This is a genomic window from Shewanella frigidimarina NCIMB 400, from assembly GCF_000014705.1.
GTDB classification, from domain to species: Bacteria; Pseudomonadota; Gammaproteobacteria; order Enterobacterales; family Shewanellaceae; genus Shewanella; species Shewanella frigidimarina.
In genome coordinates this window covers 3,334,610-3,349,289 of record NC_008345.1, presented here as the reverse complement: position 1 = coordinate 3,349,289, position 14,680 = coordinate 3,334,610, and the positions used below count along the sequence as shown (strand labels likewise).

11 protein-coding genes are annotated in these 14,680 nt (G+C 40.1%); 5 read left to right on the top strand and 6 right to left on the bottom strand.

The features are described from left to right. Positions 1-17: 17 nt before the first annotated feature. The 4 genes from SFRI_RS14400 to rlmM all read left to right on the top strand — a co-directional run bounded on the left by SFRI_RS14400 (position 18) and on the right by rlmM (position 3,361). Entirely contained in the window at positions 18-929 is a 912-nt protein-coding gene (locus tag SFRI_RS14400; RefSeq protein WP_011638232.1) for a transcriptional regulator GcvA, read from the top strand. After that, positions 910-1,620: an alpha/beta family hydrolase gene (locus tag SFRI_RS14395; protein ID WP_011638231.1), complete on the top strand. Its 711-nt coding sequence runs from the start codon at positions 910-912 to the stop codon at positions 1,618-1,620. The genes SFRI_RS14400 and SFRI_RS14395 overlap by 20 nt, the downstream gene beginning before the upstream one ends. A gap of 175 nt (positions 1,621-1,795) precedes the next feature. Continuing rightward, on the top strand, positions 1,796-2,176 hold the full coding sequence (locus SFRI_RS14390) for a DUF423 domain-containing protein (RefSeq protein ID WP_011638230.1): 381 nt from the start codon (positions 1,796-1,798) through the stop codon (positions 2,174-2,176). A gap of 96 nt (positions 2,177-2,272) precedes the next feature. Continuing rightward, positions 2,273-3,361 carry a 23S rRNA (cytidine(2498)-2'-O)-methyltransferase RlmM gene (gene rlmM / locus SFRI_RS14385; protein WP_011638229.1) on the top strand — a complete coding sequence of 363 codons (1,089 nt, stop codon included), beginning with the start codon at positions 2,273-2,275 and terminating at the stop codon, positions 3,359-3,361. 102 nt (positions 3,362-3,463) lie between these two features. Here the strand turns inward: rlmM and SFRI_RS14380 are convergent, their stop codons facing one another. Then, positions 3,464-4,474, bottom strand: coding sequence for an isocitrate dehydrogenase (locus tag SFRI_RS14380; RefSeq protein ID WP_011638228.1), 1,011 nt, complete (start codon positions 4,472-4,474; stop codon positions 3,464-3,466). A gap of 439 nt (positions 4,475-4,913) precedes the next feature. Between SFRI_RS14380 and SFRI_RS14375 the strand changes: the two genes are divergently transcribed. Then, complete coding sequence (locus tag SFRI_RS14375; RefSeq protein WP_011638227.1) at positions 4,914-7,781, top strand: S9 family peptidase; 2,868 nt, start codon at positions 4,914-4,916, stop codon at positions 7,779-7,781. A gap of 95 nt (positions 7,782-7,876) precedes the next feature. On the opposite strand, the gene SFRI_RS14370 is transcribed toward SFRI_RS14375, so the two are convergent. The 5 genes from SFRI_RS14370 to SFRI_RS14350 all read right to left on the bottom strand — a co-directional run bounded on the left by SFRI_RS14370 (position 7,877) and on the right by SFRI_RS14350 (position 14,624). Beyond that, on the bottom strand, positions 7,877-8,275 hold the full coding sequence (locus tag SFRI_RS14370) for a DUF3192 domain-containing protein (RefSeq protein ID WP_011638226.1): 399 nt from the start codon (positions 8,273-8,275) through the stop codon (positions 7,877-7,879). A gap of 247 nt (positions 8,276-8,522) precedes the next feature. Further along, positions 8,523-9,290 carry a flap endonuclease Xni gene (gene xni, locus SFRI_RS14365; protein WP_011638225.1) on the bottom strand — a complete coding sequence of 256 codons (768 nt, stop codon included), beginning with the start codon at positions 9,288-9,290 and terminating at the stop codon, positions 8,523-8,525. Beyond that, positions 9,283-10,647 carry a nucleotide 5'-monophosphate nucleosidase PpnN gene (ppnN, locus tag SFRI_RS14360; protein WP_011638224.1) on the bottom strand — a complete coding sequence of 455 codons (1,365 nt, stop codon included), beginning with the start codon at positions 10,645-10,647 and terminating at the stop codon, positions 9,283-9,285. The genes xni and ppnN overlap by 8 nt, the downstream gene beginning before the upstream one ends. Positions 10,648-10,709: 62 nt before the next feature. Continuing rightward, positions 10,710-12,266 (bottom strand): sensor domain-containing diguanylate cyclase, encoded by a 1,557-nt coding sequence (locus tag SFRI_RS14355; protein WP_041413131.1) that lies wholly within the window; start codon positions 12,264-12,266, stop codon positions 10,710-10,712. 201 nt (positions 12,267-12,467) lie between these two features. After that, on the bottom strand, positions 12,468-14,624 hold the full coding sequence (locus SFRI_RS14350) for a tetratricopeptide repeat protein (protein ID WP_011638222.1): 2,157 nt from the start codon (positions 14,622-14,624) through the stop codon (positions 12,468-12,470). Between the last annotated feature and the right edge of the window lie 56 nt (positions 14,625-14,680).

Sequence of the window (14,680 nt, the reverse complement as noted above, 5' to 3'; positions counted from 1 at the left end):
ACGAGAGATTGATCACTATGTCTAGACGATTACCTCCTTTGAATGCAGTTAAAGCATTTGAAGCTGCAGCACGACATTTGAGCTTTACCCGCGCCGCAGAAGAGTTGTTTGTCACTCAGGCTGCAGTGAGTCATCAAATTAAAGCATTAGAAGATTTTTTAGGGCTAAAACTGTTTAGGCGTAAAAATAGATCATTATTGTTAACAGAAGAAGGCCAAAGCTATTTTCTGGACATTAAAGACATTTTTATTGAGCTCGGCGAGGCGACTAATCGCCTGCTTGCCCGAAGCGCGGTGGGATCGTTAACGGTGAGCATGTCTCCGAGTTTTGCTATTCAATGGTTAGTGCCTCGTTTAGCTAAATTTAGCGAAAAAAATCCTGATATTGATGTGCGTATTAAAGCGGTAGACAGTGATGCCAGTTCGTTAACGGATGATGTCGATGTGGCTATTTATTACGGTCAAGGTAATTGGCCTGGACTACGTGCTGATAAACTGCGTAATGAAGTGCTGATTCCCGTATGTTCGCCATTATTACTCAATGGTCCTAAGCCATTAATTCAGCCTAGTGATTTAAAACTCCACACTTTATTACATGATTCCAGCCGTCAAGATTGGCAGGCATGGTTTAGGCAATGTGGCGTAACTGACATCAATGTCAATCAAGGGCCTATATTTAGCCATTCTTCATTGGTACTACAAGCAGCTGCGCATGGCCAAGGTGTGGCATTAGGATATAGCGTACTAGCAAGACCTGATATCAAAGCAGGGCGCTTAGTGTGCCCGTTTTCTGAGGTGCTGGTGAGCAAAGATGCTTATTATTTAGTGTGTCAGCAAAATCATTCTGAAATAGGTAAAATTTCAGCTTTTAGAGAGTGGATGGTTGATATGTTTGCAGAGGAGTCGCGTAGTGAGTTGCTTACCGGATAATACGCCAGTGTTAGCTGATGATTTTCTTTTGCAAGGTCCTAAAAGTGACACTTTGATTGTTTTTGCTCATGGTGCTGGGGCGAATATGCATCATCAATATATGACTTCGATGACCGATAAGTTAATCGCTCAAGGCTATCAAGTGTACCGATTTAATTTCTTGTATATGCAGGCCAATATGCAAGATGGTAAACGCCGTCCGCCTGATCGAGCACCTAAATTACTCGCGCACTATGAACAGGTGCTGCTAGATATTCAACAAAAAATGACGCTGGGTCTTATTAATTGTCAGCGAATAATCTTAATGGGCAAGTCAATGGGTGGCCGTATGTCGGCAATATTGACCAGCTCAGACCATCAATTACAACAACCTCTTGTTAAAGATGTTGCCAATAAAATTAGTGCAATTGTGTGTTTAGGCTACCCTTTTATTCCCCTCAAAGGTGGAGAACCACGACTTGCGCCTATTCAGCACAATTCAATTCCGATGTTGATTGTTCAAGGTGAGCGAGATAAATTTGGCGATCTTCAACAAGTACCCAATTGGGCTTTGGGTGAACATGCAGAAGTCTGTTGGATTGGTGATGGTGACCATAGTTTGCAACCGCGAAAATCTTCTGGTTATACCCTTGAGGGCAATCTTGATCATGCCATCGAGAATATTAGTCAGTTTATTACCCGATTAGGTTAATGCTGTAACGCTATGTTTTACGCATATGCGGCGTCTACTTTGCTGATAGCTTGATCAACCCTAGCATCAATATTAACACTACATGAATACTAACGGTGATGGTTTAAGTCACGAAAATCAGCTTGCTTCAATAGTATGATGCATTGTCGATTTATGTTGTATGAGGTTAAGTAAAATGAATAAAGGTCTATTATTGTTTGCCACATTAAGTGGTTTTATGGCTGTAGCACTGGGTGCTTTTGCTGCTCATGGGCTTAAAACTATCGCACCACCGGAATTAGTGAGTATTTTTAAACTCGGGGTCGATTATCAGTTTTATCATACCTTCGGATTGATTGCGTTGGCTTTTTCTGCTCATTGGATCCCATCTAAGTTGATCAACTGGGCTGCTTATAGCTTTATTGCCGGGATAATATTGTTTTCTGGTTCGCTATACCTTTATGCCTTTACGGGGGCTAAATGGATTGGCCCAATTACGCCTATGGGCGGGTTATGCTTCTTAGTGGGGTGGTTGTTATTTGCTGCGGCGATTTGGCATGCAAAATCAGCAGAATAATGCCTTAGCTAAATTCTCCCACCTTGAGCATTTTTGAGTATAATAGCGAGATTATTGTCTCGCTATTATGCGAATATCCTTACGCTAAGGCTCCAAATGAAAAACCTATTCCTATTTTGTCGCTCAGGCTATGAAAAAGACTGTGCGGCAGAAATTCAACAACGGGCAACTGAATTAAATGTGGGTGGTTTTGTTAAAACCAACATCAACGATGCCTATGTGATCTATCAATGTTTTGACGATAATGGTGCCGATACGTTAGTTAAGGAATTGGCGCTTAGTTCATTAGTTTTTGCGCGTCAGATGTTTGCCGCTGGTGAGTTGTTGAGTGATTTGCCTGAACAAGATCGAGTAGGGCCTATTGTGGCTTCATTGGCCGCACTGTCAAAATGTGGTGAGCTACGCGTTGAAACGCCTGACACCAATGAAGCAAAAGAATTATCTGCATTTTGTCGCAAATTGACAGTGCCGTTACGTCAAGGTTTAAAAAAGAGCGGCGCATTGCTTAACGCTGAGAGTGACCGCCGTCCAATTATTCATGTGTGTTTTATCGGGCCTGGCAAAGCGTATGCGGGTTATTCGTTAAGCCACAATAGTTCGCCACATTTTATGGGTATTCCTCGGTTAAGAATGGCTGCAGATGCGCCTAGTCGTTCAAGCCTTAAGTTAGACGAAGCTTTTGGAGCCTTTTTAACTAAAGAAGAACAAGAAACACGTTGTCGTAGTGGGTTAAATGCTGTTGATTTAGGCGCTTGTCCTGGTGGTTGGACTTACCAATTAGTTCGCCGTGGGATGATGGTTGCTGCTGTTGATAACGGTCCAATGGATCCAAAATTGATGGAAACAGGCCAAGTGAAGCATTACCGTGCAGATGGTTTTCGTTTTGAGCCACCGCGTAAAAATGTGTATTGGTTAGTGTGCGATATGGTTGAAAAGCCAGCCCGAGTTGCTGAATTAATGGAAGCATGGGCAATTAATGGTTGGTTTAAAGAAGCTATTTTTAATCTTAAGTTACCCATGAAAAGCCGCTATAAAGAAGTTAGCGTGATTTTAGAAACCATTGGTGCCATTTTAACTGAAAATGAAATTGATTTTAAAATGCAGTGTAAGCACCTTTATCATGACCGCGATGAAGTGACCGTGCATTTATGGATATTCCCTGAAAAGGGTGTGAGCTACGCATAAAAATACTATTGCACTGCTAATAAAAAGCCCCTGATGCAACATTGCATAAGGGGCTTTTTAGTTAATGACAGATAACTCAGTCATTAACGTAACCATATGGAATTATCCTAGACGATCGAGTACCGCTTGAGTGAAGTCGGTAGTGCCGTGAGTGCCGCCTAAATCGCGAGTCGTACGGTCGCCTTCTTCAATAACAGCCGATACTGCGCTACGGATCATCTCAGCTTTATCAGACATACCTAGGTATTCTAGCATTTGAATCGACGCTAAAATTACCGAGGTCGGGTTAGCTAAGTTTTTACCTGCGATATCTGGTGCACTGCCGTGTACCGCTTCAAATATAGCAGCATCGCGACCGATGTTTGCACCTGGAGCCATGCCTAAACCGCCTACAAGACCGGCACATAAGTCAGACAAAATGTCGCCAAATAGGTTAGTGGTCACGATAACATCAAAGTTTTCAGGATTCATAACCAGTTTCATACAAGTGGCATCAACAATCATTTCTTCGGTGGTGATGTCTGGGTAACGCAGGCTCACTTCACGTGCCACTTTCAAGAATAAACCTGAAGTTGATTTCATGATGTTAGCTTTATGAACGATAGTCACTTTTTTACGATTTTCTTTACGTGCAAGTTCGTATGCGAACGTGGTGATTTGCTCTGCACCTTGACGAGTAATGATACTGGTTGCTTCGGCTGTTTGACCATCGTCAGAGATTTTTTGGCCTAAGCCTGAGTACATACCTTCAGTGTTTTCACGGACGGTAATAATATCAATGTTCTCGTAACGCGCTTGGGTTCCCTTAAATGAAATCACCGGGCGCACGTTAGCATAAAGGCTGAACTTTTTACGTAAGCTCACATTAATAGAGGTAAAACCTTCACCGACAGGTGTGGTTAATGGTCCTTTAAGCGTAATGCGATTTTTCTCGATAAGGTCTAAAGTACGTTGCGGTACTAATTCACCGTGTTTTTCTAACGCCGTTAACCCTGCATCAGCAAATTCATATTCAAAGTTACATCCTGCTTTATCGAGGATTTTTAATGCTGAATCGATAATGCTTGGGCCAATCCCATCACCTGGGATCACGGTTATTGTACGTTTTGACATGAATAGTCCTTCCACGGTTGTGGTTACTGCAATTGATAGACCGCATATATGACACGGCTAGGTGACGATAAAAAGCGTCGTTTTTCTGCGGCGTATTTTAACGACTTTTAATGTTTATTTACAGAAAATAGTGAGTATTATCACATTATTTCCGTTATTTTTAAGTCAATTCTAATTTGATTGTTTTACTATGAACCTTTGTTACAAATCGTTTACTTGTAAAGTACCTTAATGCTGAAGATTTATCGGCGGTTCAATGTTTTATTGGCAGCATTAGCTTATTCTGTAAGCATTTTTTATAAAGACGACTTTGGTCGCATGTAGTGCCTTTTGCTGGTTGGCTTAATGTTAACTGGTCAATATTGAGATAATCCAACACGATGATCTATTGCGGTGATCTATAACAATAATCAATTAACGTTACCATTAGAGGAAAACTGTGAAATTATTCAATTTAATTCCATTGGCAGTCTGCCTGTCATTTAGTGCCCATGCGGCCCCGCAACGTGCACTGTCCCTTGATGACATTATGCATTTTGAAACCCTACAACAGCCTGTTATTTCTGATGATGGCAAAGTGATTGCAGTACAGGCTACTCCTGATAGAGGCGATAGTCGTGCATTAATCCGTTTTAGTGAGAACAATAAACAGTATGAAATTGCTAATGGCACCGATGTTAATGTCAGTGCTGATGGAAAATTTGTGTTGGCGACTATTGAAGCGAGCTTATTTGAACGAGAAACCGAGAAGAAAGCCGATTTACCTCATGAAGTGGTCTTACTGAATACTCAAAGTGGTAAACAACAGACGTTTGAGAATGTAGATTCCGCCTTGTTTAGCGACAATGGTCATTTTTTAGTGGTGAAATTTAAGGTTAGCAAGCCTGAATCTACCGATACGAAATCTGAATTATCGGAATCTATGGCTGTTGAATCCATTGCTTCAGAGTCTAAAGTTTCTGAATCTATTAGCTCTGAATCTATTGCCGCTAAAAAAATGGCTAAGTCTGAAGATGAGACTCATGCTGAAATTGAGGAGGCAGATAAAGGTGCTGATATTCGGTTAATTAATTTGGCTACCAATCAACACTCGCAGCTATCTGATGTGACACAATTCGCTTTTGATAAAACTGGGAAGCATTTTGTTGCAGTCGTCAATCAAGGTGAAAATCAACTACACCAAGTTGTATTGGTGACATTGGATGACCAAAAACAGCGTCAGCTTTATGGTAGTCGCGATGAACATATTGAAGCATTAGCGATCAGCGATGATGGTCAATATGTTGCCGTGACGAAAGGTGCCGCGAGTTCGACACGCTATGGCCGTGAGCATGATATGTTGCTTATTGATGTAGAGCAGAATAAACAACGGCAATTTGCTCAGTCTGAAGGTTGGACATATAACCAGTACTCAAGCTTACAGTTTTCAAAAGACGGCCAACGTTTGTATGTTGGTCGAGTCCCCAAAGTCGCACAGCAAGCTGAATTAGCTGATTATCAAAATGCCAATGATGTCTTTAATCCAAATATTATCACGGCAAAAAAGCAGTTACGTATTTGGCATGGCGATGATGCCAAAATTAAGCCTCAAGAAGTCAAAGAATATGAGCAAGAATTAAAACGCACTTATTTAGCTGTTTTACACTTAGATTCAAATAAGTTAGTCCAGTTAGCCGATAAAATAGTGCCAGATGTCACTTACGGTGAACAAGCACGTTTTCTATTGGCCAGTTCTGATGTGCCATATCAAAAAATGATCACCTGGGCAGGCTTTTATCGTGATGTGTATTTGGTTGATGTAAACAACGGTAGTAAAATTCCTGTGTTAACTCAGCAACCCAGTGATGCAATGCCTACACTGTCACCGAGTGCTAAGTTTCTGGCTTATTATCAGCAAGGTAACGTATTTCTGTTAGATATTGCATCTCAACGTCGAGTTAATTTGACTGCTAGTATTACGACACCTTTTGCTGATGAAGACCATGACTATCCCAGTGCTGCACCCGGTTACGGATTTGGTCCTTGGTTAGCCGATGATAGTGCGATAACCGTTTATGATAAATATGATGTATGGCAGTTTAGTACCACATCTAACCAAGGGTTTATGTTAACCAATGGCGAGGGGCGAAAGCAGAAAACTCAATTCAGACTAGTTGGCTTAGTGAAGGATGAATTGTTACCCGCGGTAGTGAATGATGCTGAAACTGTACTATTGCAAGGTTATAGTCATCTATCAAAAGCAGACGGATTTTTTAGCGCTCAAATTGGCATAGCGGGTGTGAAGCGCTTAACCGAAAGCAACAGTAAATTAACGTTGCTTGCCAGAGCAAATAAAGCCTCGACAGTGGTGTTTTCGAAACAGCGCTATGATTTGTATCCTGATTTATATATTGCAGCTAATACCTCACCACAGAACGCCCAACAGGTGACCCAACTGGATAAGCAGCGTAAACCCTTTAAATGGGGAAATGCGGAGCTAGTACATTGGCGAGATGGTGACGGGGTTAACATGGATGGAGTCCTCATTAAGCCAACAAATTACCAAGCCGGTAAACAGTATCCAACCTTAGTGTATTTCTATCGTTTTATGAGTGATAGGTTGCATGCATTTCCTGATATGAAACTCAATCATCGACCTAACTTTGCTTGGTATGCAGATAATGGATATGCGATTTTCTTACCTGATATTCGTTTTGAGATTGGTTATCCTGGGATTTCCTCAGTTAAAGCCTTGACCGCTGGCGTCCAAAAATTGATAGCGATGGGAGTTGCCGATCCTGATGCTGTTGGTATTCAAGGGCATTCTTGGGGCGGCTATCAGAGTGCTTATGCGGTAACCCAAACCAATATCTTTAAAGCGGTAGTCACAGGTGCTCCGGTGTCGAATATGACCAGTGCTTACAGTGGTATTCGCCATGGTTCAGGGTTAGCAAGACAATTTCAATATGAAACCGGTCAAAGTCGAATGGGTGAGAGTCTGTTCAAGGCACCACAAAGGTACATTGAAAACTCGCCTATTTTTTATGTTGATCGCATCCAAACACCCATGATGATTATGTTTGGTGATAAAGATGATGCAGTGCCTTGGGAGCAGGGAGTTGAGTTGTATCTAGCAATGCGTCGAGCAGGGAAGGATGTGGTGTTTTTACAATATGAAGATGAGCCACATCATTTGAAAAAGTATCCCAATAAACTTGATTATACCATTAAGATGAAGCAGTACTTCGATCATTACTTGAAAGGTGAGCAAGCCCCTAATTGGCTTCGCCAAGGTGAAGCTTATCAGGAATATAAAAAAGTAGATTAAACCGCTATCAATGTTTATCTAAATGAACAAAAAAACGCCCTATGCTGATACAGATAGGGCGTTTTTTATTATTGATACCACCGATATAGAACGAGTTATTGCGGATCTTGATGGGTTATTGGCACAGCAAAATATTGATCTTCAGTGTCTTGTCCCCATGCAATCAGCAGATTATCTCTGAATAACAATGGCGTGCACTCTTCTTTAGTGGTTTCACCGTCTGATTTTATATGGTGGGTACGGTAATACATCACTTGATATTGTCCATCTATGCCGGTTTTGGCTTCGACAAAATCTGCACTGCCTAATAATGTTCTGATCTCATCAAGGCTTTGACCAAAGCTGACTTCGCTCATTTTTTGTAAATTGAACGCCTGGCGATCATCCCAAGCTCTGTCTTCTGGCTGTGGTTCATAAACAAAAATCACCACGGCAACAAACAGTAAATAGGCAGTGAAAATTCCACCGATGATATATGTCACTTTATTGTTCATAATCTGGATAATCCATTATGGTATTAATGTCGTTGACTGTATGTAAGCTCAACTCTGGATAATAAACGGTTATCATCTAGTATTTAGTTCCGCTATCTGCATTGTATCGGCTTACCATAAACCTACTATTATGATGTAAAACCCTTGGCAACATCCGTGGCAATAGTGATATAGCAGACTCTAAATACATTCGTTTTAACGCTATAGCCCATCCTTTATCCAGAGTGGCAGTTAGCTTATTATGACATTAGTTTGTTATCGGATTGATCCTAAATTGTTTCAAATTAATATTCAGTGGAATATCGCATTGTAACTGGGCTAATTTATAACTAATTCTGGCTATCTCTTTTCCTTCGGCTAATTTAAGTGCTTGCTTGGCGCCAAGGTTATCTAAAGAGCGATATAAATTAGCCAGCGTTCTAAATTTATTGAGTAAATCAGCTGCAGATTTTGGGCCTATCCCCATAATTCCGGGTATTTTATTGCCGCTGTCACCTGCTAGTGCAATAAAGTCGAGCATTTGGTATTGCTCTATTCCCAGTTTCTTTTCATATTGTTCAACATCAAAAACCTGTTGATTAAAATGATCCCACAAGGTGAGGTTTTTAGTTGGTAACTGGCTAAAGCCTTTGTCGGTTGACACGATAATAACTTCTCCCTTATTGCTGATCATTTTCATCGCAATGGTGGCGATAACATCATCGGCTTCAGATTGAGCGTCAAAGGAGTTGATATCGTGTTCTGCAAGTGTGGCTTTGATATTTACCAAGCCATCACTTAATGCCGTTGGCATGGGTTTACGACCTTTCTTGTAATCGCTGTACAGTGTTTTGCGCCAGGATGGCTCATTGCCATCCCAAACGACCATGCAATGGGTTGGTTGATGTTGCAGCAACATTTTTTTAGATGCAGCTAAAACGCGCTCTTGAACGCTGGCAATATCGTTTTCATCAGGTAACACCGCATGAATGCGGCGTACGAGGTTGAGTCCGTCAATTATGAGTAGTTTATTCATTTGTTTTTATTATGTCGTAGCAGGGCACGTAAGCGCTTCCTGGCAGTTTCATTCGTTGTTGTTTAACAAAAGCGTTTAATAGCTTATCCATCATGAGCATAAGCTTAGCATCACCTTCAATCTTAAAGGGACCAAACTCTTGAATCAACTTGATGGTGTCGCCTTTTACATTACCAGCGACAATACCTGAAAACGCTTTACGTAAGTTAGCGGCAAGCTCTGCCTTGTTTTCTTGAAAATAGAGATTTAAATTTGCCATAACTTCATGGGTCGGCGCAAAGGGTAATTGAAATTCGGGTTCAATTTTGAGAGACCATTGATACTGGTAAGCATCGCATTTTTCTTTACGGTAGATTTTTACCTCTTCCATTCCTTGCTTCATTATTTGCGCCACTTTGGCTGGATCATCAATAATGATTTGATACTTACTCTGTGCTTCTGCGCCTAATGTCGCCCCGATAAACTCATCGATAACGGTAAAATACTCTGCACTTTCAGCTGGTCCAGTTAACACTAGTGGAAAGGATGCATGGCAATTGTCTTTATTTAATAAAATACCTAAAAAGTAGAGTAATTCTTCAGCCGTTCCGGCTCCGCCAGGGAAAATGACAATACCATGGCCTAAACGGACAAAGGCTTCTAGGCGTTTTTCTATATCGGGTAAAATAACTAATTCATTAACAATTTGGTTGGGTGGTTCTGCTGCAATAATACTGGGTTCGGTTAAACCTATATAACGGGCATTATGAACACGTTGTTTTGCGTGGGCTATTGCTGCGCCTTTCATTGGGCCTTCCATTGCGCCAGGGCCGCAACCGGTGCAAATATCTAATCTACGAAGCCCTAGTTGGTAGCCGACATCACGGGTATATTGGTATTCAACTGCATTGATGCTGTGTCCTCCCCAACAAACGACTACATTAGGATCTTTCATTGGCGAGATAGCTTGAGCATTGCGTAAAATATCAAACACAACATTGGTAATGTGGCTAGCATTGCTTAAGTCAATATGCTTTAAATTTTCGTACTTGTTGCTGATGTATATAATATCGCGGAGAACTGCAAACAAATGTTCTTGAATACCGACAATGATTTCACCGTCGACGAAGGCTTGTAGAGGAGGGTTGATGAGTTCAATTTGTATGCCTCTTTCGCGCTGTAAAATATTAAGGCTAAAAGATTCATAGCGAGTAAACAGTTCTTCAGAACTGTCGCTGATAAGCCCTGAAGCTAACACTGCGAGTGAGCAATTTCGATATAATTGGTAAAGGTCACTTTTTGCGCCTTGTTTTAGGCGCTCGACTTCTAATTGAGAAAGCTGATCTAGACTACCACGTGGACTAATTTTTACTATCATAAGCAACTCCTTTGGACTCGAGTATTTGATGCCGAGTCCAAAGAAAATCGTCTTGGGATGGGCTAGATATCAATTACGACTCGGTCTCTGCCGTTGTTTTTTGCTTGGTATAATGCAGCATCGGCTCTTTCGAAAGCTTCTTCAAGCGTTTCGTTTTCCATGACTTGTGCAGCACCTATAGATAATGTAACTGTAATTCTCTGATTTTTAAACTTAAACGGAATATTTTTGATTTTCTCTCTTACGCGATTCAATAATTGAGAGATATGCTCATCAGTAACATCAGGTAATAGTAATACAAATTCCTCACCGCCATAACGAGCGACAAACTCACTATCACGTAATGAATTTTTTAATGCCATAGCGATGACTTGCAGGGTTTTATCACCGGTACTGTGGCCAAAGTTATCGTTAATATTTTTAAAGTGGTCTATGTCTGTAATGGCTATCCACAATGGCGTTTTAAAGCGGACATGGTTGCGATATTCTTGCTCCATGCGATCTTCTAATGCCGTACGGTTTGCCAATTGGGTAAGCGGATCGAGAAGGTTGAGCTTTTGATGTTCAAATAGCTTTTCTTTGTAACTATTCGCTTCCTGGCTCATTGAATTGAGCTCTTTACGCATTGACTCTATAGATTTACGTAAGATGGTTTGCTCACGTTGTTCTAATGCCTCTTTACGAGACAGTGAATCGCGAAGCGAAGATAACTGCACTGTCAGTTGAATCTTTAATTGGCTAAGATCATAGGCATCTACCACTAACTCGTCGGCGTTATTGACGCGTAAATTTATTTCTTTATTTAATTGGCCTTTAAGTTGCTCACAACGTTGGTTATTGTTATGGGTGTTATTGACCACATCGCGAACGATAGTCAGAGCATCATTGAGGGCAAATAAAAAGTCTTGTGATGCGGTTTTTTCGCGAGCAATATTCTCTAACAGCAGGCTCAATATCGATTGGTAAGATTCCAGTAAGTTATTTAAGCTGATATCACCAAGTAACACTTCTTTTATAACTAGAATTTGGTCGCGTTGATCTTTTCTAAATTCAATTTCAGCAATTTTAGCTGCAAGCTCTTTAGCTAGCTGAACATGGTGAGGCAAGATCTCGTAATTGTCGGCATCTGCAAATTCATGTTTTAAAATTTCTTCGTAGAAAAAAATCAGTTTTTCTACTTTAGGGATATATTCCCATACTGTATGGAATGGTTTGCCTAATTCTTGCTTAAAGTAGGTGATTTCTTTTTTTAATTTATCTGGAGCAGAGTTAATTCGTTGGATCTGACGGATCACTCGATTGAGCCCATTACGACTGTCTTCTAAACGAGTCATTGTATGGTTATATTGAGATTTTAATAATCTTTCGATATCGACGAGTTCTGGTAGTGCTTCGTCAATTTGCTCAAAATCGTGCATATGATGGCGCAATTTAGCCAGTTTATTATCGAGTTCTAAATTTTGCCCTTTACAAGCAAGACTCAGATGAGTGATAAATTGAATTAATGTTTTCAATTTATCATTGCGATCGGTATTAATCTCTTCCAGAGCAAGTTTAGCTGCATGGAGCTTTTGCTTCATCAACGAAATTTGAGTTATCGCTGTATTTGACTCTTTCATTTTGCAGTGCCTGCTCTCATTTTCAACTAAAGGCATCTATTGCCGTGATTGGGATATTAATTTAGACAGCAAATGGAATTTATAGTAACTAACCTATCATCGATTAACATTATAGTAATGTTATCTCAATAATGTTGTGCAGCAAATCCAATTACCATACAAAATCTCATAACTGGCTACAATTGCATATTTATTAAACGATTAGTTTTTCGGCCAGTTGATATCTTGGGTGTTACGATTACTTTCCGCACGAATGATGCCGCGATTAAGTGCTTGAGTCAGATTTAAATATAGTGGGCGCATAAAAACAGCCGCTGGTGCAAAATTAAGTGGTCGCAATGAAACATAAGCGGGTTGCTCTGTTATCTCCATTGCTGCAGCTAGTGCGAATTGCAATGTTTCAAATTGTAATTCTGCACTGATGCTGGCATCTGGGTTGCCCAGTAATGGTAAATTAATGTGGCCAATACTGGCATGTTGAACCGCGGATAGGCTAGCAAAGTTAGGAATGGTAAATTGGGTCTCTTGTAATTGTTTAAGACACTCAATGACAGCATGTAAGATATTTTCGGCGTCATATTGCTTATCGAAATAACATGCAATTAATCCTGAACGAATGATAAACACTTCAGTATCTAAATGTTTACAGAACTGGCTATTAAAATGTTGCATTAATGCTACAGACTCAGTGAGGCCAAGCTGAATATCAATATTGTTTAATTTATTAATATTCACTAACGCAAGCGTTTTAGATTCTGTGTGTTTTAGTGTGCTTATCCGTTGAATAAACGCCCTGTAACCTTGTGCTTGTGTTATTGGGTCTATGGTATTTAAACGTTGGGCGTTAAGGTATAAAGTATTTCGTTGCTGAAATTTTCTGTAGATAAATATCAACACGATAATCGCAATACTAAAACCGAGAATTAATACTAAAATGATAAATTGATTGTATTTATTTTTCGCAGTTTGTTGTTGTAGTTTATTTTGCAATAAACCCAGCTCGAATTTTAGTTTTTGTTCAGTGAGTTCAGAGAAATCATTTGTTTGTTCGGATTTTTCTTGCGATGTATTGATCAGTTCAACAATGGCATCGACTGTTGCAAGTGCTGCGTTGGGATTGTTAGTTTTTCGATATGCGGTAGATAAATAGCCTAATGCTTCTGTTTGCACATCATTTAAATGTTTCTTTTTAGCCAGTTCAATAGCCTTACTCGCATGATCAATCGCCTCATTCCACATGCCTTCACTAGTATTTATTTGGGCAAATAGTAGTTCGTTGTGTACTAAGTAATGTTCTACTTTTCGAGCCCTAAATATATCATTTGCACGTTGCATTACGTTCAATGCTGCTTGGATATTATTTAATTTGAAGTAAGCTTCGCCTAAGTTGTTGTAGGTGAGTCCTATGGCTATTTCATTTCCCATACGCTCATTGACTTGCTGGACATTTAAATAATAGTCAATGCTTTTATTCCATTGATCTTGGCCTGCGTAAATCATTGCGATAACCGTTAAGGTCTCGGCTAAGTAGACATCTTGGCCTATCGCTTGAAGTATTTCGGCCGCATTATGAGCATATTTTAGTGCATCATCCCATTGTTCTAAATCTCGGTATGTACGCGCAAGATTAAGTTGTGTATGTGCTTTAATTCCTGGGTAGTCTAGGCTATTAGCTAAACGAAATGCTTCACTATAATGCTGTAGTGACTTGGCTTGATCGCCATTAAGATTGTAATAACGACCTAACTGGGTTTCGGCATCGGAGATAAAATAATTATTGTGTAATTGGTAAGCAATATCGCGGTAACGATTTAAGTGAGAAAATGCTGGAGTAGGTTGAAGGAGCAGTGAATGTAACATGCTGAGTTGTTCATGAAGCGTTGATTTAAACAGCGTGCTTTCTAGACTGACATCTGTGTTTACCATATTCAGCGCATCATTATATTCAACTATTACCTGATTATATTCTTGGTTTTGACGCCCTTTAATCCGCGCTTTAAGCATAATGACGACAGCTTGTTCAAGTGTTGTTGATGCTATCGCGTCTAATTGTGTTATGAGCAATTCGGCATCTTGATATTTAGTTGGCGATGTCAGTTTTGCTTCTAAATTGAGCCTAGCTAATAGCTCTAAATCACGATGGAGTTCATTTGGAGGGTAACTTAATTCATTAGCGGCTTGCTCAAACTCCACATTATTTGAAAATTGTAACGGGAACTCGGTGGCCCTCATTAGCTTTGTATAAAGCTTTTGTGGATTTTCTTTGAACAATATTTCTTGCTGCTCAATATCCCTTGCCGAAACCATTGAACTTAATAGTATCGAACATAATATGACCAAAGAAAAGCAACGCAGCATAGTCAGAAATACCTTTTATAGTGTTAGTTAACGTGGGCTTCATTTCACGTGATATG

Coding starts and splice junctions, on each gene's coding strand:
- SFRI_RS14400 (WP_011638232.1), top strand. CDS start 18: ATGTCTAGACGATTACCTCCTTTGAATGCAGTTAAAGCATTTGAAGCT.
- SFRI_RS14390 (WP_011638230.1), top strand. CDS start 1,796: ATGAATAAAGGTCTATTATTGTTTGCCACATTAAGTGGTTTTATGGCT.
- rlmM (WP_011638229.1), top strand. CDS start 2,273: ATGAAAAACCTATTCCTATTTTGTCGCTCAGGCTATGAAAAAGACTGT.
- SFRI_RS14380 (WP_011638228.1), bottom strand. CDS start 4,474: ATGTCAAAACGTACAATAACCGTGATCCCAGGTGATGGGATTGGCCCA.
- SFRI_RS14370 (WP_011638226.1), bottom strand. CDS start 8,275: ATGAACAATAAAGTGACATATATCATCGGTGGAATTTTCACTGCCTAT.
- xni (WP_011638225.1), bottom strand. CDS start 9,290: ATGAATAAACTACTCATAATTGACGGACTCAACCTCGTACGCCGCATT.
- ppnN (WP_011638224.1), bottom strand. CDS start 10,647: ATGATAGTAAAAATTAGTCCACGTGGTAGTCTAGATCAGCTTTCTCAA.
- SFRI_RS14355 (WP_041413131.1), bottom strand. CDS start 12,266: ATGAAAGAGTCAAATACAGCGATAACTCAAATTTCGTTGATGAAGCAA.
- SFRI_RS14350 (WP_011638222.1), bottom strand. CDS start 14,624: ATGCTGCGTTGCTTTTCTTTGGTCATATTATGTTCGATACTATTAAGT.